This window comes from Candidatus Methylomirabilota bacterium (assembly GCA_035764725.1).
Lineage (GTDB): Bacteria > Methylomirabilota > Methylomirabilia > Rokubacteriales > CSP1-6 > DASRWT01.
In genome coordinates, this window is sequence record DASTYT010000149.1 from 34969 (window position 1) to 55826 (window position 20858).

A 20858-nucleotide genomic window follows, 5' to 3' on the forward strand; every position below is an offset into this window, starting at 1 on the left:
CCGGTAGATTCTACACGGAGAGCGCCGCGCTGCAGGTACACCGCTTGACCGAAAGTATCCGGATGGTTACTATGTGTCCCTACCGATGTCGACCGTCACCCGCCTCAAGCGCTCGCCCGTCGCGCACCCTCGCGATCCCGAAGGCACCCGCACCCGTATCCTCGCCGCGGCCCTCGCCGAGTTCTCGGCCGAGGGCTTCGCCGGCGCGCGCGTGGCCCGCATCGCGCGGCGCGCCCGGACCAACAAGCGGATGCTCTACCACTACTTCGGGAACAAGGAGGATCTCTTCCGCGAGATCTTCGACCGCAAGCTGCGCGAGCGGGCGGGGTGGATCACCGAGGCGCCGGCGGGCCTGGGGGAGAGCCTCGCCTACTGGTTCGAGATGGCGTGCGAGGACAGCGACTGGATCCGGCTGATCCAGTGGGAGGCGCTCGCCCTCGGTGATGGGCGCGTGATTCGCGAGGACGAGCGCCGCGCCTCGCTGGGGCGGGCGCTCGCCGATCTGCGCGAGCGCCAGCGCCGCGGGCTGGTGCCGGGCGATCTGGACGCCGGCCATCTCCTCCTCACCATCCTAGGCGTGCTCACATACCCCCTCGCCTTTCCGCAGGTGACCCGCATGGTGAGCGGCAAGAATCCCGCAGATCCCGCCTTCCGCAAGCAGCGCGCCGAGTTCCTGCGCCGCTTCTCCGAGGCCCTGGCGCCGCGCCGGCGCGAGCCGGCGGGAGCGCGCGCCTGATGCGCCCGCGCCGCTTCGCCGTGGTGCTGCTGATCGCCGGCGTCCTCGCCGCCGGCATCGGGCTCGCCGCCTGCGACAAGGCGGCGGATCCCGCCACCGCGAAGAGCCCGCCGCCCGGCGTGGCGGTGACGGTGGCCGACGTCGTCGCCCGCGACGTGCCCGTGCAGGTGAACGCCATCGGCAACGTGCAGGCGCTCTCGACCGTCTCGGTGCTGTCGATGCTCAACGGCGAAGTGCTGAAGGTGAACTTCAGCGAGGGGCAGGAGGTAGCGGCAGGCGCGCCGCTCTTCACCATCGATCCGCGCCAGCTTCAGGCGTCGCTGCTCCAGGCGCAGGCGACGCTGGCCCAGCATCAGGCGGCGGTGTTGCAGACCCAGGCCGTCCTGGCCAAGGACTCCTCCGAGCTCGAGAACGCCAAGGTCGACGAGCGGCGGTACAAGAAGCTCCTCGAGGGCGACTTCGTGGCGCGCGAGCAATACGACCAGATCGCTACCAAGGTTCGGAGCCTCAGCGCCACCATCGACGCGGACAAGGCGGCGATCGAGACCGCGAAGGCGCTGGTGCGGGCGGACGAGGCCGCGGTGGAGAACGTGCGCGTGCAGCTCTCCTACACGGAGATCCGCGCGCCCATCGGGGGCCGCACCGGCAGCCTGCTCCTGCACCAGGGGAACGTGGTCAAGGCCAACGACGTCGGCAATCCGATGGTCGTGATCAACCAGATCCACCCGATCTACGTCGCCTTCGCGGTGCCCGAGGCGCAGCTCGACGAGATCCAGCGCTATTACCGGGCCGCCGGCGAGCTCCGGGTCGAGGCACGGCCTCCGGGCGCGCCCGGCACCGTCGCGCGGGGCAAGGTCACCTTCATCAACAACACCGTCGACGCCTCGACGGGGACCATCCAGGTCAAGGCCACGTTCCCCAACGACGACAACGCGCTCTGGCCGGGCCAGTTCGTGAACGTCTCCTTGGTCCTCACGCGCCAGCCCAACGCGATCGTGGTCCCGTCGCAGGCGGTGCAGAGCGGGCAGAAGGGCCAGTACGTGTTCGTGGTGAAGGCCGATCAGACGGTGGAGGCGCGGCCGGTGGTGCCGGGCGCGGCGGACGGCCGCGACCTGGTGATCACCAGCGGGCTCCGGCCGGGTGAGCGCGTGGTCACGGACGGCCAGCTCCGGCTCGTGCCCGGCGCGCGGGTGGACGTGAAGGCGCCGCCGCCGGGCGCGCCCGCCGCGCCCGCGCCCGCCAAGGCAGGCGGATGAGCACCGATCTCTTCATCCGGCGCCCCGTCATGACGACCCTGCTCATGGCGGGGATCCTCGTCTTCGGCATCATGGCGTACCGGCTCCTGCCGGTCAGCGACCTGCCCAACATCGACTTCCCGACCATCCAGGTCACCGCGAGCCTGCCCGGCGCCAGCCCCGACACCATGGCCTCCGCGGTGGCGACGCCGCTCGAGAAGCAGTTCTCGACCATCGCGGGCATCGACTCGATGACCTCGACAAGCGCGCTGGGCACGACCCAGATCACCATGCAGTTCACGCTGGACCGCAACATCGACGCGGCGGCGCAGGATGTCCAGGCGGCTATCGCGGCCTCCCAGAACCAGATGCCGCCGGGCATGCCGACGCCGCCCTCCTACAAGAAGGTGAACCCGGCGGACCAGCCCATCCTCTACCTCGCGGTCAGCTCACCGACCTTGCCTCTCTATGTGGTGGACGAGTATGCGCAGACCAATTTGGCCCAGCGCATCTCCACCATCAACGGCGTCGCGCAGGTGGGGATCTTCGGCTCGCAGAAGTACGCGGTGCGCGTGCAGCTCGATCCCAGCAAGATGGCCACGCTCGGCATCGGCATCGACGAGGTGCAGAAGGCCCTCGCCGACAGCAACGTCAACATGCCGACGGGCACGCTCTGGGGCCCGAACCAGGCCTTCAGCGTCCAGGCCACCGGCCAGCTTACCAGCGCTCCCGCCTACCGGCCGATGATCGTGGCGTATCGCAACGGCTCGCCGGTGCGTCTCGAGCAGCTCGGCCGGGTGATCGACGGGGTGCAGACGGACAAGGTGGCCTCCTGGTACAACGACGAGCGCGCGGTGGTGCTGGCCGTCCAGAAGCAGCCCGGCACCAACACCATCGAGGTAGTGGACTCGATCAATCGCGTGCTGCCGGCGGTGCGGGCGCAGCTGCCTGCCGCGGTGAGCCTCAACACCCTCTACGACCGATCGGTCTCGATCCGCTCCTCCGTGCACGACGTGCAGTTCACGCTGATGCTGGCCATCGCGCTGGTCGTGCTCGTGATCTTCCTCTTCTTGAGAAACCTCTCGGCCACGATCATCCCCAGCCTGGCGCTCCCGATGTCGATCGTGGGCACGTTCATGGTGATGTACGTGCTCGGCTACACCATCGACAACCTCTCCCTGATGGCGCTGACCCTCGCCGTCGGCTTCATCGTGGACGACGCCATCGTCATGCTCGAGAACATCGTGCGCCACATGGAGGAGGGGATGCCGCGGATGGAGGCGGCCCTCGTGGGCGCGCGCGAGATCGGCTTCACCATCGTCTCCATGACCGCCTCGCTCGCGGCGGTGTTCCTTCCCGTGTTGTTCATGGGCGGCATCGTGGGCCGTCTCCTCCACGAATTCGCGGTGGTGATCGGGGCGGCGGTGATCGTGTCCGGCATCGTGTCGCTGACCCTCACGCCCATGGCGTGCAGCCGCTTCCTGCGCCCGCCGGGCGAGTCGCACGGGCGCGTCTACGCGGCCTCCGAGCGCGTGTTCTCGGCCATGCTCGGGCTCTACCAGCGCACGCTCACCCCCGTGCTGCATCATCCCCGCTTCACCCTGATGGTCTTCGTGGCTACCGTGGTGCTCACCGGCTACCTCTTCGTGATCGTGCCCAAGGGCTTCATCCCCAACGAGGACACCGGCCAGGTCTTCGCGTTCACCGAGGCGTCCCAGGACATCTCGTTCGAGGGGATGATGGAGCATCAGGTCAAGGCGGCGGAGATCGTCCGCCAGCAGCCCTACGTGGACTCGTTCTTCTCCGGCATCGGCGCCAGCGGCTCGAGCGTGGTCATGAACACCGGGCGCATCTTCATGCGGCTCAAGCCCGCGTCCCAGCGGCCCCCCGCCGAGGAGATCGTGCAGGATCTCCGCAAGAAGCTCTCGGGCATTCCCGGCATGAACGTGTATCCCCAGGTGCTGCCGACCATCCGCATCGGCGGCAACCTCACCAAAGGCCAGTACCAGTACACGCTGCAGGACGCGGACCTGGGCCGGCTCTACGAGTGGTCGCCTATCCTCTTCGAGCGCCTGAAGGGGCTGCCCGGCTTCCTCGACGTCAACTCCGACCTCCAGATCTCGAGTCCGCAGGTGCTGGTGGAGATCGACCGCGAGAAGGCCTCCGCCCTCGGCGTCACCGCGCTCCAGATCGAGGCCGCGCTCAACAATGCCTTCGGCGCGCCCCAGGTCTCGACGATCTACACGCCCACCAACCAGTACTGGGTGATGATGGAGCTGATGCCGCAGTACCAGCGCGATCCCGCGGCGCTGGGGACGCTCTACATCCGCTCGAGCGCGGGCAAGCTGGTGCCGCTCGGCACGGTGGCCAAGCTGACGCGCACGGTGGGCCCGCTCACCGTCAACCACCTGGGGCAGCTGCCCGCGGTGACGATCTCGTTCAACCTCCAGCCCGGCGTGGCGCTGGGCGACGCGGTACAGCAAATCCAGAAAGTCGAACGTGAGATCCGCGTGCCCGCGACGCTGAGCACGAGCTTCCAGGGCACCGTGCAGGCCTTCCAGCGCTCGCTGCAGGGGCTCGGGCTCCTGCTGCTCGCCGCCGTCATCGTGATCTACCTGATCCTCGGCATCCTCTACGAGAGCTTCATCCACCCGCTCACGATCCTGTCCGGCCTGCCGTCGGCGGGCGTGGGCGCGCTTCTGACCCTGCTGATCTTCCACCAGGAGCTGAACCTCTACGGCTTCGTCGGCATCATCATGCTCGTCGGCATCGTGAAGAAGAACGCGATCATGATGATCGACTTCGCCATCGACGCCCAGCGGAGCGGCCGGCCGGCCGCGGAGGCGATCTACCAGGGCTGCCTGCTGCGCTTCCGTCCCATCATGATGACGACGATGGCCGCCCTCATGGGCACGCTCCCCATCGCGGTGGGGCTCGGCGCCGGCGCCGACTCGCGGCGGTCGCTGGGCCTCGCGGTGGTCGGCGGCCTGATCCTTTCCCAGCTCCTCACGCTCTACATCACGCCGGTGATCTACCTCTACCTCGAGCGCTTCCGCGAGCGGGCCGCGTGGCGGCGTCCCGTCTCGGCACCCGACATGGTGCCGAGCGCTGCCGATCCGCTGAGCGGGCCGGCCGCACCGGCGGTCACGAGGCCCGTGAGCGGCGGATCGACTCCTCGGTAAATCGGCAGGGCGGATAGCCCTGCGCCGCCGCGGCGGCCAGGATCGTCTCCGCGTGGCCGGCCATGATCGCAACGCGCGGGGGCGGGCCCTCGCCGCCCAGCCGGTGGGCCACGTGGCGGAACAGGGTCATGCACGACACGAGCTTCTGGGCGTCGATCATCCCGCCCATCAGGGTCTCGAGGTCGAGCGGCCGTGGGCCGGCCAGGTGGGACCGCACCACCCCGGCCGCCTCCACCAGGCGCTCGCCGAGCACGGAATCGCGAAGGTAGTCGGCGGCTTCGTCGAGCCCGGCGATCCCGTAGTACGTGCTGTTGTGCGATTGCCCGAGGCCCCGGAGCTGCGGGAACACCCACCAGATCCAGTGGCCGGTCTTCCGCCCGTCGCGCAGCTCGCGTAGCGCGGCGTCGAAGCCGGCCCACGACGCGGCCTGGGCCTCGTGGAAGCGCGCCAGCCCCGAGGCCCCGCGCGGCAGGGCTACTCCGCGAACTGGGCGGCGCGCCACTTGAGGGCCGCGCCCAGCCCTTCCTTCTCGCGGATCTCGTCGAACTTCATCCCGACCTCGGTGCGCGCGGCGTAGAGGGGCGCGAGCACGTCGAGGCCGGCGAGCATCGCATTGCGAAAGCCCGCCGCCTCCGCCCCGCGCCGCGTCGCGAGCTTGGTCCCCATCAGCGCCTCCGGCGAGATGAGGGCGAGGCGGCGCGCCCACTTGAGCGTCGCCGCCTCGAGCTGGGCGCGGGGGACGACGCGGTTCACCATCCCGTACTCGAGGGCCTTCTTCGCGTCGATGGGATCGCCCGAGTAGAGCATCTCGCGCGCGCGGCGCAGGCCGATCACGAACGGCATCACCAGGCCGGGCCCCACGTTGGAGAAGCGGATCTCGGGCTCGCCGAAGGTCGCGTCGTCCGCGGCGATGGCAAGATCGCAGAGCATCATGAGCTCACAGCCGCCGCCGAGGCAGTGCCCTTGCACGGAGGCGATCACCGGCTTGCGCATGTCCCACGGCGTCATCTCGAGTCGGATGTCATCGGTGAGCGACTCGTGCCAGGCGAGCGCGTTGCCGCGCCGGGCCGCACGCGCGGGGTTGGGGGAGATGTCGTAGCCGGCGCTGAACGCGCGCCCCTCCGCACGCAGCACCACCACGCTGGTGGCGGGGTCGGCGTCGGCGGCGAGGAGCCGCTCGATGAGCAGGTGCTTGAGCTCCAGGCTGATCGCGTTGAGCTTGTCGGGGCGATTGATCGTGACGACGCCGACCTTGCCGTCCACGGTATAGAGCACGAGCTGGTCCGCGGCCATGGGGGTCCTCAGCGCGCCGCCCGCGGGACGATGAGCGCGTCGACGACGACGCAGCCCTGGCCCCGAGGCAGCACCTTGATGGGGTTGAGATCGATCTCGGCGATGGCGCTCCGGTCGTTCCAGGCGAAATCGGCGAGGGCGTCGAGGCAGGCGGCCAGGCGCTCCACATCCGCCGGCGGCGCGCCGCGGAAGCCACCCAGCAGCTTCGCCGCCGCGGGCACCTCCGCGATCATGGCGGCCGCCTCGCCCACGCGGAGGGGCAGCGTGCGGAGCGCCACGCTGCCGAAGGCCTCCGCCGTGACCCCGCCCAGGCCGAACGCCAGCAGCGGGCCGAAGTCCGCGTCGTGCGTGACGCCGGCGAGCACTTCCACGCCGCCCCGCACCATCTGCTGGACGAGGAAGCCCGCAATCGAGATGTCGCCGAGCTTCCCCGCGCGAACGGCCGCCATGTGTTGCCAGGCCTCGGCCAGCTCGCGTGTGTCCCGCAGGCCGACGGCCACCAGTCCCAGCTCCGAGCGGTGCGGGACCTCGTCGGCCACGAGCTTGAGGACGACCGGATAGCCGATGGCTTCGGCGGCCTTCACCGCCTCGTCGACCGTGGCACATAGGGTCTCGCGCACCACCGGCAGCCCGGCCTCGGCGAGCAGGCGCTTGGCGTCGTGCTCGTGTATCGTCCGTCGAGCCGTGCCCGGCGGCGTCACGGCCGCCAGTGTCGGCAACGTCCGCGCCGGCGCGGGACGCGGCGGGGGAGGCGGCGCCGCCCAGCGGGCCAGCCGATCGATGGCGCGCAGCCCCTGCCGCGTGCCGCCGACCATGGCGATGCCCTCGCGGCTCAGGAGCTCGCGTTGATCCCGCCGGAAGATGCCGGCCCGCGTGCCCATCAGATAGAAGGGCTTGCTCGCTCCCTTGGCGCCCTCCACCAGGAGGCGGGCGTAGGTCATGAAGCGCTCCGCCGTGCCCAGGGGCGAGTCATCGATGCTGTCGGTGCACCACACCACCGCGTCGACGTCGGGATCCGCTCCCAGCGTCTTCAGGGCATGCGGCACATTGGCCTGGAAATCGCCGTTGCCCCAGGAATCGAGAGGATTGCCGTCGCCCGCGACCGAGCCGATCACGCGCGCGGCCTCCGCCCGAGTGGCGGGCGAGAGCGCCGGCAGCTCGAGCCCCACGCTCGCGGCCACGTCGAGGATCAGCTCGGTGTGGCCGCCGGAGTTGGTCACCACGGCGATGCGCCGCCCGGCGGGCCGCCGGGCGCCCTGGCACGCGGCGAGCACCTCCGTCAGCTCGTCCATGTCGTAGACCTCGATGGCCCGGTGCGCGCGGAGCACCGCCTCGAACACGCGCGACTCGCCGGCGAGACCGCCGGTGTGACTGGTGATGGCGCGCCGGGCGCGCTCGCTCCGGCCCACCTTCAGGACCACCACCGGCTTGCCGAGCGCGACGGCGCGATCGAGGGCCGCCACGACGCGCTCCGGCTGACGCACGCTCTCGAGGAACATGGCGATGACGTGTGTGGCCGGATCGTCGATCATGTACTCCAGGGCGTCGGCGGCCACGATGATGGCCTCGTTGCCCGTGGAAATGACGCGGCTGAACCCGAAGCGGCGACAATCAGCCAGGAGCCCGATGGCGATGGAGCCGCTCTGGGAAATCAGTCCGACATTGCCGGGAAGCCCCGCCGGGTCGCGCAGAGGGTTCAGGTAGACCAGGCTCCGCTCGTGCGGGCTGATCACGCCCATGCAGTTGGGCCCGCAGAAGGCAATGCCCGCCTCGCGGCAGATCGCGACCAGCTCCTCCTGGCGCCGCTTGCCGGCGTCATCGCTCTCGGCAAATCCCGCGTCGAACGCCACGCCGGCGCGAATGCCCCGGGCTGCCCCCGCGCGCAGCCCGTCGATGACGCGCTCGTGGTTGACGCAGAACGCGAGCACGTCGACGCCCACCGGCAACGCTTCGATGGCGGGATAGCAGCGGAGCCCGAGCAGCGTCTCATAGCGTGGATTGATCGGGTAGATGTCGCCGGGGAACCCGATGCGCTGGAGGTTCTCGACGATGATGCGGCCGACCGACGGCCGCTCGGAGGCGCCGAGCACGGCGACGGAGCGAGGCTTGAGGAGCGCGTCGAGGTCGATGGCCGGATCCTCCTCGCGGGTGCCGGCGCATGATGCCGCGCCCGCGGCCGCCTGTCAAACGCAGACTCGCGGTATAATCGGGCCCCATCAGCGAGTCCCTCGACGCCGAGCCGGCGGCTACCGAACGCCGCCAGCGGGCGGTCCAGGCGCAAAGTGGGGCGGCCCGGCCGCGGTGCTGGGCATCAACGACGGGCGATGGCCGCGGGGGAGTACGTCTCGATGCGCGCCCAAGTCGAGCTACTCGAGCGCCTCCTCGAGGAAGAGCACCAGGCCATGGCCCAGCGCGTGAGCGTGCGGTGATCCGCGGCCCGCTCACGCGCAGCGGCTGGGCGGCACGCTCGGCTATCTCTCCAACGGGCGCGTGGCCGCCTCGGCGCTCCGCCAGCTCCTGATCGTCGCGATGGCTTCCGCCGTGACGTTCCTCATCGGCGAGCTGCTGGGCGTCGCAGCGTCGTAGCGCCGGCGGGCCGCCTCACAACCCCTTGTTGGGGTTGATCAGGTACTTCGCGCCCGTCCCCATCTGGCCGTAGACGGCGATCTCCTTCAGATCGAGCGCGCCCGCGAGCGACACCTCCTTCGTGTAGTGGCTCGCGAACGTGGTCTTGACCTCCGCGGCCACCCGCTCGCGGAGCTTCTGGGCCGCCTCGAAGCCGATCTTCTGGAGGAAGGGCGTGAGAAGCCAGCCGCCAATCCCCCACGCCATGCCGAACGCGCGCGTGAACGTGGTGGGTGTCCGGTCGAGTCCGCCGTAGATGTAGACCTGCTTGTGCACGGTGGAGCCGTAGCGGCTGTACTCCTTGGCGGTGCGATTGGCGGCGATCTCCATGGCGGTGAGGATCTGGCCGGCCAAGGGCCCGCCACCCGTCGCGTCGAAGCCGATGGTGGCCCCGGTCGCCACGAGCGCCTCGGTGAGGTCGTCCATGAAGGTGGGCGCGCTCGACACGCAGACGTAGGTGGCCCCTATCTTCTTCAGCACATCCGCCGACTCCGGCTTCCGGACGATGTTCACCAGCGGCACCTTGTCCTTGAGGCAGATCTTCTGGAGCATCTGCCCGAGATTGGAGGCCGCCGCGGTGTGCACGAGCGCCTTGTGGCCTTCCGCGCGCATGGTCTCCACCATGCCGAGTGCGGTGAGGGGATTGACGAAGCAGGACGCCCCTTCCGCCGGCGTCGTGCCCGGCGGCAGCACCAGGCACTGCACCGCTTTGATACAGCGGTATTGCGTGTACATCGAGCCGCCGAGAATCGCGACGGTCTTGCCCAGCAGCGCCTGCGCCGCGGGTGACGCGCCCGCCTTCACGACGACGCCGGCGCCCTCGTTGCCCACCGGGAGCGGCTGATCGAAGCGCCCGGCGAGCCCCTTGAGCGCCGCCGCCGGAACGGTCGCCGTCACCACGGGACTCTGTGATGTGCCGGACGCTTTCGCGGCGCTCATGTCCGCGCCCGCGAAGAGGAGGCCCTGGTCGGAGGGATTGATGGGCGAGGCTTCCATCCGGACGATGACTTCCTCCGGCTTCGGCTCGGGCGTGGGCACGCTCGTGAGCGAGAGCTCGAGCGTGCCGTCCTTCTTCACGAGAGTGCGGAGCTGAAGGCCGGTGGCGGGCACGGTGGCCGTAGTCATGAGGGGCTCCTTTGCGGGTGTCTCTGGCGGCTGCCTGGATGATGAGCCTGTGGGGGCAAAGGTGTCAAACGGCCGGGGCCGACTTGACATCGCGGTGCCGGGGGTATCCTCTCGAACGGGAGGCCTCCTTCCCATGGGACGACTCATACGCTTCGTCCTGTTCATGCTCGGCATGCTCCTGGTCTTCGCGCTCTTTCAGCGGATCGGCCTGGCCCCGGTCCTGTCGGCCATCGCGAAGCTGTCGTGGACGCTTCCGCTGCTGATCCTCTTCCCGGCGTGCCTGATGGTGACGTGCGACGGGCTCGGTTGGCGCTACGCGTTCCGGCGTGACCGCGTCCCGTTCGGCATCCTCGTCCGGGCGCGCCTGGCCGGCGAAGCGGTCAATGTCACCACGCCCCTCGCCTCCCTCGGGGGCGAGCCCGTCAAGGCCTGGCTGATTCGGGCCTATGCCCCACTCTCCGAAAGCGTGCCGTCCGTGGTCGTCGCCAAGACCACGCTCACGATCGGACAAGCCCTGTTCGTGCTGATGGGGTTGCTCGCCGCCGTGCAGACGCTGCCCGCCGGCTCGGAGCTCCTGCGCGGCATGCGGTGGATGGTCAGCGTCATCTGCCTCGCCGTGGCGGGTTTCGTGACCGTGCAGGCGCTCGGCGCGGCGGGCGCGATTGGACGCGTCCTCGAGCGTGTCGGCGTGACGCGCACCGGGGGTCCCGCGGGCGTGCTCCCCCGCATCGATCGGGAGCTCGCCGCCTTCTATCGTCGCGTGCCCGGGCGCCTCGCCCTCTCCGTGTTCTGGCACCTCGCCGGGTGGAGCGTCGGGATGCTGGAGGGGTGGCTCATCATGCGCGCGTTGAATCTGCCCGTCTCGCTCGCCACCGCGCTGGTGGTGGAGTCGGTCGAGGCGACCATCGCCTTCGCCGCCTTCATGATTCCCGCCCGGGCGGGCGTGCAGGAAGCGGGACACGTGGCGGCCTTCGTCGCGCTCGGCCTGGGGGCCCCCGTCGGCCTGGCCTTCACCGTGGTGCGGCGGCTCCGCCAGGCGGTCTGGGCGGGACTCGGCTACGTGGCTCTCGCGAGCCTACAGGGCACGGCGGGTTACCCGCCTCCCGCGCCCGCCATCCTCGAGCGCGAGGCCTGACCGTGTGCGGCATCGCGGTTGGCTCCGGATCAGCGCAGGTCGACGAGGCGATGCGGTCGCGCCTCGTCAGCGACGTGCCGCTGGGATGCCTGATCAGCGGCGGCATCGCTCGACCCCAGTGACGGCCACCGCCGTCCGCCAGCGGCCGGGCATCCGCACGTTCACGGTGGGTTCCGCTCGCTGTGGGACGCGGCACGAGGAGCTGGTGGTCTCGGCGGAGGATGTGCTCGCCCTGCTGCCGGGGGTGATCGGCTGGGGGGCCACGCGCGGATCCTCTGGGCCTAGCCGCGGGCCCGCACGCTGTAGTGCCGAAGCGCCTCGTCCTTGCCCCGCAGCTCTCGCGCGCCCATGTCCTCGAGCTCGAGCTCGGCAGGCACCTGGCACTGCTTGAGCAACGCCTCCGACACGAGCACGCGGCGCTCCAGCGGTCGGCACTGCGCCTCGATTCTGGCCGCGGTGTTGACGGTGTCGCCGCTGTGGACGATGTCCTTCTTGATGTCGCCGATCTCCGCAGTGACCACGGGGCCACCGTGAAGCCCCGCCTTGAACTCGGGCACCATTCCGTAGCGGGCCAGGTAGCGGTCCTTCTGCTCGTGGACGCGCTCGTTCACGAGAAAGACGCAGCGGAGGCAGTTGCCCTGGCGGAGCCCCTTGTCCACCGTCCACGTGATCACCGCCTCGTCGCCGACGTACTGATAGATCTGGCCCCGGGTCTCCAGGACGGGGTCGGCCAGATCGTGGAAGAAATCGTTCTTGAAGTCGTTGAACCGTAGTGGGCCCAGCGCGGCGGCGATGGCGGTGGAGTTGTTCAGGTCGAGGAACATGAAGATCCGCTCTTCGGCGACCGGGCGATGGTAGCGACCGAGGAGGAGGCTCGTCAGCGTGCCCGGGCCGAGCATGCGGTTCAGCTGGCGCACGAAGTTGATGACGAAGCTGGTCAGCGTGAGGATCACCAGTGCCAGGACGAAGCGGCTGCCGAACACGAACGATCGATACTCCGGCGACGTGTAGTAGCCGAGGAGCCCGCCGTGCTCGGAGAGGCCCAGCACGGGCATGGTGACGGCGTGTATGGCGAGGGCGCAGAGGATGACATAGAAGAACGTGCGGAGAAGAAGAAGCCCGCCCACGGTGAGCGAGCGCACCACGCGGGGGATCACGCGCAACTCGAACCACGCGCTGCCGAGGCCGATGGCCGCGCCCGTCGCGGCCGCGCCCAGCTCGCGGGCGGCGTGGGTCGGCACGCGCCGCACGATCCAGTGCACGAGCAGAGCCGCCGCGATCCAGCCGCCCGTGATCCAGAGCGTCGCGACGATCGATCGAGCGGAACGGCGGGACGGCACGAGCTCCAGCGTAGCCGCGCCGCTTCCGGGGTGTCAAACGGGGTACCCCCCGGGCGGGTACCCCGGCCGTCACCTCCTCGTAATCGTGTTCAGCGGGTCACGAGAACGGGGAGCTTGGCGTGCGTCAGCACCTTGTGAGTCTCGCTGCCGAGAACCACGGCCGAGACGCCCTTCCGTCCGTGCGACGCCATGTAGATCAGGTCGCATCCTTTGCTCATCGCGGTGGCGATGATCCCTTCGTACGGATGGTCGGCGATCACGTGCTCTACGTCGCACGGGACCCGGGCTGCGTTCGCGGCGGCGGTGACGACGCCGAGGAACCTCTCGGCGCGCTCCTCGCAGTCCTTCTTGTATTGCTCGGCCGTGTCGCTGACCATCAGGGGGTCGAGAGCGAAGGTGTGGAAGCCCGCCGAGACCGTCACTCCGGTGACCTTCGCCCCCAGGGCTTTGGCGAGACCCATCGCCCCTTCGATCGCCCTGGTGGAGAGCGCAGAACCGTCGGTCGGAAGCAGGATGTGCTTGTACATGGCTCCCTCCTCTCTGCTCGCTAACGGAATCTTTCGGCATCATTCGTGCCAGCTCTGAAGTGTAGTGAAATCAAGAGCTTGAATCGGCTCGGCGCTGCGCTGGGGCGGGGGCGGCCGCCGGCGCTGGGGCGCTGGCGCCCCAGTGCCTCAGGCCCCTACATCGCGAGCCAGCCGCCGTCGACGACCAACTCGGTGCCGGTGATGTACGAAGCCTCGTCGGAGGCGAGGAAGAGCACCGCGTAGGCGACCTCCTCGACGCGTCCCATGCGGCCCATGGGGACGGCGGCGAGCATCTTCTCGCGGTAGTTGGGGTCGGCGAGCGCCTTCGAGGTGCGCATGGCCGGCAGCACGCCCGGATGGACGGAGTTCACGCGAATGCCCTTTCGCGCGTACTGCACCGCTGCGGACTTGGTCATGAGCCGCACTGCGCCCTTGGAGGCGTTGTAGCCCATGTGAAGCCCGAGCTGGGCCACGAAGCCTGAGACCGACGAGATGTTCACGATGGACCCCGCGCCCGCCTTGACCATCACCGGCAGCGCCGACTTCATGCCGAGGAACACGCCCTTGGCGTTCACATCCATCAGCTTGTCCCAGGCGGACGTGCTCATGATGTCGGGGTCGAATGTGCCGCTGATGCCGGCATTGTTCACGAGGATGTCGAGCTTGCCGAATTGCGCGACGGTGGTGGCGATGACCTGCTCCCACGCGGGCTCGCTCGTCACGTCGAGATGCACGTAGCGCGCGTTGGCGCCGATGCCGTCGGCCACCGCCTTGCCCTCCGCGTCCAGCACGTCGGCGACGACGACCTTGGCGCCTTCCCCGGCGAAGATCTCCGCCTCGCTCTTGCCCATGCCGCTCGCCGCGCCCGTGATCAGCGCGACCTTCCCTTGGAGTCTCATGGCTCGCTCCCTTTCTCTCGTCAGCTACGCTTCTTGCGCTCCCGCAGGTCGAGCACTCCGGGCCGGCGGCGCGGGTCCTCGTCCTTGGGAAAGATCTGCGTCTTCTGTACCTTCTGCGTCCCCGTGGTCGGGAGGCGCTCCACGAACAGGATCCAGCCCGGCGCCTTGAAGTAGGCGAGGCGCGCGAGGCTCCAGTCCATCAGCGCCCCCCCGAGCGCCGCGTCCGCCTTCACGCCCGGCATGGCCACCACGCAGGCCATGACTTCTTCCTCGCGCACCTCGTCCGGCACCGCCAGCACCGCCACCTGCGCGACCGCCTCGTGGGCCTGCAGCACGGCTTCCACCTCGGCGGCGGCGACGTTCTCGCCCGAGCGGCGGATGATGTTCTTCTTGCGGTCCACGAAGATCAGCATGCCATCGGGCTCTTGTCGGACTGTATCGCCGGTGTGGAACCAGCCACCTCGCCAGGCCTCGTCGGTCGCTCTCGGGTCCTTGAGATAGCCCGAGAAGAATCCGTGGCGCGGGCCCTCAGCGCCGCCCCAGCGCACGAGGAGCTCGCCGTCGGCGCCACGTGGCAGCTCGCGATCCGCGTCGTCGACCACGCGCGCCTCGAAGCCGCCGTGCGGGCGGCCGAACGCGCGGGTGTGGATCTGCCGTGGCTCCTCGCGGTCCGCGTAGATGCGGCCTGTCTCCGTCATGCCCCACACTTCCACCAATGGGAAGCCGAAGCGCTTCTCGAAAGCCTCGTGGAGCTGAGGCTCGACGCCGGCGCCCAGTCCGAAGCGCACGCGATGCGCCCGCTCCTCGGGGGAGGGTGCCTGGTTGAGCAGCAGCGGCGGCATCACGCCCAGATAGTGGATGGCCGTCGCGCGCGTCGTCACCACATCAGGCCACCAGCGACGCGGGCTGAAGCGCTCGGGGAGGATCAGGCAGCTCGCGGTGAGGACTACGCAAGTTCCGGTGATACCGAGACAGTTCATGTGAAAGAGCGGCAGAGGATTCAGGATGCGCTCGCGCCCGTGCTCGACCGCGAGCCGCCCACCGAGGTCGCGATACCAGGCGCCCCCGTTGAGCATGTAGAAGTTCGACAGCACACAGCCCTTGGGCCGGCCCGTCGTCCCCGAGGTGTAGAGCAGCGCGCACTCCGTCTCGAGGGTGGGCGCGCCGGTGCGCGTCGCCGCGCCGGCCTTCGGCAGCGCGGCCGGCCAGGCCGCGGTGCTCACCACCGGCAGCGGCTTGGCGCGCTCCCGGGCCACCGCCTCCAGCGTGACCACCCGCTCCGAGACCGAGACCGCCAGATCCGCCTCGGAGTGGTCCATCTGATAGGCCAGCTCGTCGTGACGGTAGTCGGGGTTCACCGGCACGATGCCCGCGCCGAGAGCGTTCAGCGCGAGATAGTGGAAGAACATCTCGGGCCGGTTCTCGAGCAGCAGCGCCACGCGATGTCCATGACCGTAGCCGGCGGCGGCGTACGCGTCGCGGAGCCCCAGCACCTCCGCGCGCGTCTGCGCGTAGGTGTACTCCACGCCGTCCGGATGGTAGGCGCGGCCCGGCGCGGGCGGCGCGCAGAGGAAGGCGTTGTCGGGCGACGTCGTCGCGGTGGCCATGAACGCCTCGAACACCGTCGCGGCGCCGCCGAAGCTCATGCCGTGCCTCCGCGTAGGCGCGAGACGCCCTCCTGGACCACCGAGGCCACGAGCGTGCCGTCGCGCGTGAAGAGACTCCCGCGCGCGAGCGCGCGGCCCTCCGCTGCCACCGGCGACTGCTGCACGTAAAGTAACCAATGGTCCATCCGAAAAAATCGGTGAAACCACATCCCATGGTCGAGGCTCGCCTGCTCGACCTGCGGGTCGAGCCATGCGAGGCCAAGGGGATAGCAGGTGATATCGAGCAGCGTCATGTCGCATGCATACGCGAACGTTGCCTCGTGGAGCAGGGGATCCTCCGGCAGGCGGCCCACCGCGCGTATCCAGGTATGGGCCACGGGCGGGACCTTCGGCGGATCGACGATGGGCACGGGATTCACCTGCCGAACCTCGACCGCGCGCTCGGTGAGGAGCCACGGACGATCTTCCGGCCGCAGCCTATCGACCTCGGCCTTGCGCTGATCGAGCTCGGAGGCCAGGCCCTCCGGCCCGGGCACTTCCGGCATGGCCTCGTGCTGATGCACGTGGCTCGGGGGCGGCTCCGCCGTGAAGGACGCCGTCGCCACCAGGATCTCGCGATCCCCCTGCCACGCGGAGAGCTGCCGCTGGGCGAAACGCCGGCCGTCGCGCAGCCGGCGCACGCGGTACTCGATGGGGGCCATCGGATCGCCCGGCGCCAGGAAGCTCACGTGGAGACTGTGGCAGCGCCGATCCGTCGCGGTCATTCCCCCGGCGACAAGGGCCTGGGCGAGGAGGTCCCCGCCGAACATGCGCGGCCGCGTGCGCTCGATAGCCCGACCCTCGAAGCGATCCTCGTCGAGGCGGGTCAGCGTGAGCCCTTCGAGCAGCGAGGCGAGAGGGTCCATGGCCACGGGGCAGCATTATACTGGGCCGAGCGAGAGGAGGAGCTGCCCATGCCCACGCGCCACCCACTCGATGCCGCCAACCCCTTCGCCTTCCGTCTCCGTCCCGGCATGCGGCAGGGCCTCGCGACCGAGACCCCATTGCCCACGCGTCTCGTCTCCAACGAAGAATTCCCGCCCCTGCCGCAGACACCGGAGCAGGCGCAGGTCGAGCATCGCATCCTCGCCGACGCGGGGCGGATGGCGCCGCGGCTCGGCCTCTCCCGCCGCGACTTCCTGCGCACCGGCGGCGGCATGGCCACCGCGCTGCTCGCCATGAACGCGGTGTACGGGCGCTTCTTCGACGTGCTGCCGGTGGAGGCGGCGGAGGCCGCGGCCTTCCAGGAGCGCGCGGGGGCGCCCTACTTCATCTTCGACCTACAGCTCCACTACGTGGGTTCGGCCTACGATCCCGCTGGCGACGCGGGCCGGCGGGGAGGCGTCCCCAAGGGGGCGCTGCTGGGCCTCCGCCGCAACTCGAAGCGCCTCAACCCCAAGCTTGCCGGCGACACCGGCACCTTCGCCGATCTGTCCTGGTCCAACATGGTGAAGGAGGTGTTCCTCGACAGCGAGACCGCCATCGGCCTCATCTCCACGCCGCCGGGCCCCTATCCGCAGGAAGCGGTGGTGCCCCCCAAGGAAATGACGCACATCCGCGACGAGATCAACCGCGTGACGCAGTCGCGCCGCATGCTCGCGCACGGGCTCATCACGCCCCAGCTCGGCCAGGCCGATCTCGACTTCATGGACCAGCAGGCGCAGACGCTAAAGGTGGACGCGTGGAAGGGCTACACGGGCGCCGCGCCCCAAGGGTTCAGCCACGGCTGGTTCGTGGACGACGAGAAGATCGCCTATCCGATGCTGGAGCGGTCGCGGAAGCTCGGGGTCAAGCGCATCTGCATCCACAAGGGCCTGCCGCTGGGTCCGGTCGCCGACTACAACCATCCGCGCGACATGATCAAGGCCGCGCGCGACTTCCCCGATCTGGACTTCATCGCGTATCACGCCGGCCTGCAGTCGGTGGCGGGCGTCGGCCAGGGGCCGGACATTCCCTGGACCACGGAGTTCTGCCAGATGCGGAAGAAGCAGCCCGCGCTCAAGAACACGTACATGGAGCTGGGCTCGACCTTCGGCCAGCTCGTCACGTACAACCCCACCGCGTGCGCCCACCTCCTCGGCCAGGCCATCGACGCCTTCGGCGCGGATCACGTGCTCTGGGGCACCGACTCCATCTGGTACGGGACTCCCCAATGGCAGATCGAGGCCTTCCGCCGCTTCGAGATTCCGCAGACCCTCATCGACCAGCATGGCTACGCGCCGCTCACCCGCGCGGTCAAGGAGCAGATCTTCGGCCTCAACGCCGCGCGCCTCTTTGGCGTCGACGTGAACGCCAAGAGGAACGAGATCCCGACGGACTACCTCTCCCGCATCAAGATGGCGTACCTCGACGACGGGCGGCAGCCCAGTCATCGCTGGTACGGGTGGGTGACGAGCTAGGGTTCCTCCCGCCGCACGCCACATCCGGGCTGAAGTATCTACTCAAGATTGACCTCCTTTGCTTTGATGGGCAGCCAGGCGTTTCCAGGCCGTCCGACCGGAGGGGGGACCATGATCAAGCTTAGCGATGTGAAGGTGCGGCCGCAGTATCGGACGCGGGTTCGGTATCGCCTGCTCGTTCTAGAGTATGCGTGGCAGCACGGGCCCGCCGCCGCGGGGCGCCACTACGGCTTGAGTGCTCGGACGATTCGGCGGTGGCGGAAGCGCTGGCGGCGCGGCGGCGTCGAGGGGCTGGTGCCGGCCTATCCCCGGCACCGGGCGCGACGGGTGCCGCCCGCGGCCGTCGAGCTGATCCGCCAAGCGCGCCAGGAGCTCGGCTACGGGGCGGCGCGCGCGCGGCTCTGGCTGCAGCGCGTGCACGGGGTCCGGCTCGCAATGGGCACCATTCAGCGAGTGTTTCGGGACATGGGGCTGCCCCGCCTGCGGCGGACCCGCAAGCGGGAACCCCGCCAGATGAAGCTCTTCGAGAAAGCGGAACCGGGCGAGTCGATTCAGGTCGACGTGAAATACGTGCAGATCGCGGGCCGCTGGGCGTTTCAGTACACGGCCCTGGACGACTGTACGCGCTTCCGCGTCCTGCGGCTCTACCGACGTTTGCATCACCGCTCGAGTCTCGCCTTCCTCGCCGAGCTTCGGCAGGCCTTCCCGTTCCCCATCAAACGGCTGCAGTGTGATCATGGGCAAGAGTTCTCCTTCGCCTTCGTCCTGGGGGTCGAAGCCGCCGGGATCCGCCACCGGTACATTCGGCCCCGCCGGCCGCAACAGAACGGCAAAGTCGAGCGGAGCCATCGGATCGATCAGGAGGAGTTCTGGGGCCGACAACCGTTCGCGAGCTTCGAGGCGGCCAGTGCCGCCCTTCAGGGCTGGGAGACCAGGTACAACTATCAACGCTTCTCGCTGGCCCTTGAGGGCCGCACACCGGCCGAAAAACTTGCCGCGCTTCGACCACCCGTGCGGGCAGCCTAGGCGTCTCGTGTCTGCGTACACTCGACACCCGAACCCGGGGGTCAATCTTGACGAGACCCTACACACGCCACATCCGGGCTTGACCTGGGGATGCGGCCCCACTATGGTGGGGCCGCGTCGTGGCGGTGCCTCGAAGGCGAGCGTAGCGGGAGGGATACTCCGACCGGCCAGCGACACCACCCCCAACCTTCTTTCGCGGAGGAGTCTGCCATGTCGACGGACGAGCGAATCACTGACGAAGCAGGGAATGGACGTCGGGACTTCCTGAAGGGCGTGGTGGCGGTGGGTGGCCTGGCCGCCTCCGCCGTCGGCGCCCAGCTCTCGTCGGTGACGAGCGCCCAGGCTCAGCCCGGCCGCGTGCCCGGCACGACCAATCACTACTATGTCCCGGCCACCGACAAGACGGTGCACTGGGGCTACTTCAGCAAGCTCCTCAAGCCCCAGGTCGAGGTGAGCTCGGGCGACTACGTCACGCTCGAGACCATCACGCATCACGCCAATGACGACGCGGACCGGATGGTGAAGGGCGACCCCGGCGTGGAGAGCATCTACCACTGGGACCGTAACGGGAAGAACGTGGACCGGCGCGGCGCCGGGCCCATGAATCCCACGCTGTTCGGCCGCGGGGCCGGCGAAGGCCTCGGCGTCCACATCTGCACGGGTCCGGTGGCGGTCCGCGGCGCCATGCCGGGCGACATCCTCGAGGTGCGTATCGTCGACGTGAAGCCGCGGCCGTGCGCCAATCCTCTGTACAAGGGCAAGGCGTTCGGCAGCAACGCCGCCGCGTGGTGGGGATTCCACTACAAGCTGCTCGAGACCGACCCCAAGCCCCGCGAGGTGATCACCATCTACGAGGTCGACGCCACTGGCGAGCGCAACTGGGCGAAGGGCGTGTACAATTTCCAGTGGACGCCGCAGACGGACCCCTTCGGCGTGGTTCACAAGATCATCGACTATCCCGGCGTGCCCGTGGACCACAAGACCGTGCAAGAGCGGCACGGCATCCTGAAGAACATCCGCGTCCCGATCCGCCCCCACTTCGGCGTGCTCGGGCTGGCGCCGAGCGAGGCCGACTACGTGGACTCGATCCCGCCCAACTACGTGGGGGGCAACATCGACGACTGGCGCATCGGCAAGGGGGCGACCATGTACTACCCGGTCGCGGTGCCGGGTGCGCTGCTCTCGGCCGGTGACCCGCACGCTTCCCAGGGCGACTCCGAGCTCTGCGGCACCGCCATCGAGTGCTCGCTCACCGGCACCTTCCAGCTCATCCTCCGGAAGAAGGACACGCTGGCGGGCACCGCGCTGGCCGGCCTCGAGTACCCGCTGCTCGAGACCCAGGACGAGTGGGTGCTGCACGGCTTCAGCTATCCCAAGTACCTCACCGATCTCGGGGCGAAGGCGCAGTCGGACATCTACTCGAAATCCTCGGTGGACCTCGCCATGCAGGACGCCTTCAGGAAGGCGCGCCATTTCCTCATGAACACCCGCGGCCTGTCGGAGGACGAGGCGAACTCGCTCCTGTCGGTCGGCGCGGATTTCGGCATCACCCAGGTCGTGGACGGTAACTGGGGCGTGCACGCGATCATCAAGAAGGCGCTCTTCGCCGGCGAATAGTCCGTCCTGCCGTTCTCTCCTCGACGCCGGCCCCGGCGCCCACACGCCGGGGACCGCGGGTCTGCTATCATCG

General features: G+C 69.3%; 16 protein-coding genes. 7 read left to right on the forward strand and 9 right to left on the reverse strand.

Annotation, left to right across the window (positions count from 1 at the left end; genetic code table 11):
- Positions 1–85: 85 nt before the first annotated feature.
- The 3 genes from VFX14_24375 to VFX14_24385 are packed head-to-tail and all read left to right on the forward strand — an operon-like array spanning position 86 to position 5153.
- The gene (locus tag VFX14_24375) at positions 86–736 is read left to right on the forward strand and encodes a TetR family transcriptional regulator (GenBank protein HEU5192830.1); all 651 of its coding nucleotides are present in this window, start codon (positions 86–88) and stop codon (positions 734–736) included.
- On the forward strand, positions 736–1992 hold the full coding sequence (locus VFX14_24380; GenBank protein ID HEU5192831.1) for an efflux RND transporter periplasmic adaptor subunit: 1257 nt from the start codon (positions 736–738) through the stop codon (positions 1990–1992). The genes VFX14_24375 and VFX14_24380 overlap by 1 nt, the downstream gene beginning before the upstream one ends.
- Positions 1989–5153, forward strand: coding sequence for an efflux RND transporter permease subunit (locus VFX14_24385; protein ID HEU5192832.1), 3165 nt, complete (start codon positions 1989–1991; stop codon positions 5151–5153). Before VFX14_24380 ends, VFX14_24385 begins: the two co-directional genes overlap by 4 nt.
- Here VFX14_24385 and VFX14_24390 read toward each other — a convergent pair.
- From VFX14_24390 to VFX14_24405, 4 genes are all read right to left on the reverse strand, one after another.
- The gene (locus VFX14_24390; protein ID HEU5192833.1) at positions 5116–5655 is read right to left on the reverse strand and encodes a DUF1810 family protein; all 540 of its coding nucleotides are present in this window, start codon (positions 5653–5655) and stop codon (positions 5116–5118) included. The two genes, VFX14_24385 and VFX14_24390, sit on opposite strands and share 38 nt — an antisense overlap.
- A complete protein-coding gene (locus VFX14_24395; protein ID HEU5192834.1) occupies positions 5628–6446 on the reverse strand; it encodes an enoyl-CoA hydratase/isomerase family protein in 819 nt (272 codons plus the stop codon). The genes VFX14_24390 and VFX14_24395 overlap by 28 nt, the downstream gene beginning before the upstream one ends.
- A gap of 8 nt (positions 6447–6454) precedes the next feature.
- Complete coding sequence (locus VFX14_24400; protein HEU5192835.1) at positions 6455–8536, reverse strand: acetate--CoA ligase family protein; 2082 nt, start codon at positions 8534–8536, stop codon at positions 6455–6457.
- 511 nt (positions 8537–9047) lie between these two features.
- Positions 9048–10196, reverse strand: a complete 1149-nt coding sequence (locus VFX14_24405) for a zinc-binding dehydrogenase (protein HEU5192836.1) — start codon at positions 10194–10196, stop codon at positions 9048–9050.
- Between the two features lie 133 nt (positions 10197–10329).
- Between VFX14_24405 and VFX14_24410 the strand changes: the two genes are divergently transcribed.
- On the forward strand, positions 10330–11331 hold the full coding sequence (locus tag VFX14_24410; protein ID HEU5192837.1) for a flippase-like domain-containing protein: 1002 nt from the start codon (positions 10330–10332) through the stop codon (positions 11329–11331).
- 281 nt (positions 11332–11612) lie between these two features.
- On the opposite strand, the gene VFX14_24415 is transcribed toward VFX14_24410, so the two are convergent.
- From VFX14_24415 to VFX14_24435, 5 genes are all read right to left on the reverse strand, one after another.
- Entirely contained in the window at positions 11613–12671 is a 1059-nt protein-coding gene (locus VFX14_24415) for an adenylate/guanylate cyclase domain-containing protein (protein HEU5192838.1), read from the reverse strand.
- An 89-nt stretch (positions 12672–12760) separates the two neighbouring features.
- Positions 12761–13198, reverse strand: a complete 438-nt coding sequence (locus VFX14_24420; protein HEU5192839.1) for a universal stress protein — start codon at positions 13196–13198, stop codon at positions 12761–12763.
- Between the two features lie 155 nt (positions 13199–13353).
- Positions 13354–14097, reverse strand: coding sequence for a glucose 1-dehydrogenase (locus VFX14_24425; protein ID HEU5192840.1), 744 nt, complete (start codon positions 14095–14097; stop codon positions 13354–13356).
- Positions 14098–14117: 20 nt separating this feature from the next.
- Positions 14118–15743 (reverse strand): AMP-binding protein, encoded by a 1626-nt coding sequence (locus VFX14_24430; protein ID HEU5192841.1) that lies wholly within the window; start codon positions 15741–15743, stop codon positions 14118–14120.
- A complete protein-coding gene (locus VFX14_24435) occupies positions 15740–16609 on the reverse strand; it encodes an acyl-CoA thioesterase domain-containing protein (protein ID HEU5192842.1) in 870 nt (289 codons plus the stop codon). Before VFX14_24435 ends, VFX14_24430 begins: the two co-directional genes overlap by 4 nt.
- A gap of 48 nt (positions 16610–16657) precedes the next feature.
- Between VFX14_24435 and VFX14_24440 the strand changes: the two genes are divergently transcribed.
- From VFX14_24440 to VFX14_24450, 3 genes are all read left to right on the forward strand, one after another.
- Positions 16658–18142 (forward strand): amidohydrolase family protein, encoded by a 1485-nt coding sequence (locus VFX14_24440; GenBank protein HEU5192843.1) that lies wholly within the window; start codon positions 16658–16660, stop codon positions 18140–18142.
- A 111-nt stretch (positions 18143–18253) separates the two neighbouring features.
- Positions 18254–19168 carry an integrase core domain-containing protein gene (locus VFX14_24445; protein HEU5192844.1) on the forward strand — a complete coding sequence of 305 codons (915 nt, stop codon included), beginning with the start codon at positions 18254–18256 and terminating at the stop codon, positions 19166–19168.
- Positions 19169–19378: 210 nt separating this feature from the next.
- Positions 19379–20785 (forward strand): acetamidase/formamidase family protein, encoded by a 1407-nt coding sequence (locus VFX14_24450; GenBank protein ID HEU5192845.1) that lies wholly within the window; start codon positions 19379–19381, stop codon positions 20783–20785.
- The last annotated feature ends 73 nt before the right edge of the window (positions 20786–20858 follow it).

What these genes read in the sequence shown, in the direction of transcription:
- VFX14_24375 (HEU5192830.1), top strand. Translation starts at nt 86, where the DNA reads ATGTCGACCGTCACCCGCCTCAAGCGCTCGCCCGTCGCGCACCCTCGC.
- VFX14_24380 (HEU5192831.1), top strand. Translation starts at nt 736, where the DNA reads ATGCGCCCGCGCCGCTTCGCCGTGGTGCTGCTGATCGCCGGCGTCCTC.
- VFX14_24385 (HEU5192832.1), top strand. Translation starts at nt 1,989, where the DNA reads ATGAGCACCGATCTCTTCATCCGGCGCCCCGTCATGACGACCCTGCTC.
- VFX14_24395 (HEU5192834.1), bottom strand. Translation starts at nt 6,446, where the DNA reads ATGGCCGCGGACCAGCTCGTGCTCTATACCGTGGACGGCAAGGTCGGC.
- VFX14_24405 (HEU5192836.1), bottom strand. Translation starts at nt 10,196, where the DNA reads ATGACTACGGCCACCGTGCCCGCCACCGGCCTTCAGCTCCGCACTCTC.
- VFX14_24410 (HEU5192837.1), top strand. Translation starts at nt 10,330, where the DNA reads ATGGGACGACTCATACGCTTCGTCCTGTTCATGCTCGGCATGCTCCTG.
- VFX14_24420 (HEU5192839.1), bottom strand. Translation starts at nt 13,198, where the DNA reads ATGTACAAGCACATCCTGCTTCCGACCGACGGTTCTGCGCTCTCCACC.
- VFX14_24425 (HEU5192840.1), bottom strand. Translation starts at nt 14,097, where the DNA reads ATGAGACTCCAAGGGAAGGTCGCGCTGATCACGGGCGCGGCGAGCGGC.
- VFX14_24430 (HEU5192841.1), bottom strand. Translation starts at nt 15,743, where the DNA reads ATGAGCTTCGGCGGCGCCGCGACGGTGTTCGAGGCGTTCATGGCCACC.
- VFX14_24435 (HEU5192842.1), bottom strand. Translation starts at nt 16,609, where the DNA reads ATGGACCCTCTCGCCTCGCTGCTCGAAGGGCTCACGCTGACCCGCCTC.
- VFX14_24440 (HEU5192843.1), top strand. Translation starts at nt 16,658, where the DNA reads ATGCCCACGCGCCACCCACTCGATGCCGCCAACCCCTTCGCCTTCCGT.
- VFX14_24445 (HEU5192844.1), top strand. Translation starts at nt 18,254, where the DNA reads ATGATCAAGCTTAGCGATGTGAAGGTGCGGCCGCAGTATCGGACGCGG.
- VFX14_24450 (HEU5192845.1), top strand. Translation starts at nt 19,379, where the DNA reads ATGTCGACGGACGAGCGAATCACTGACGAAGCAGGGAATGGACGTCGG.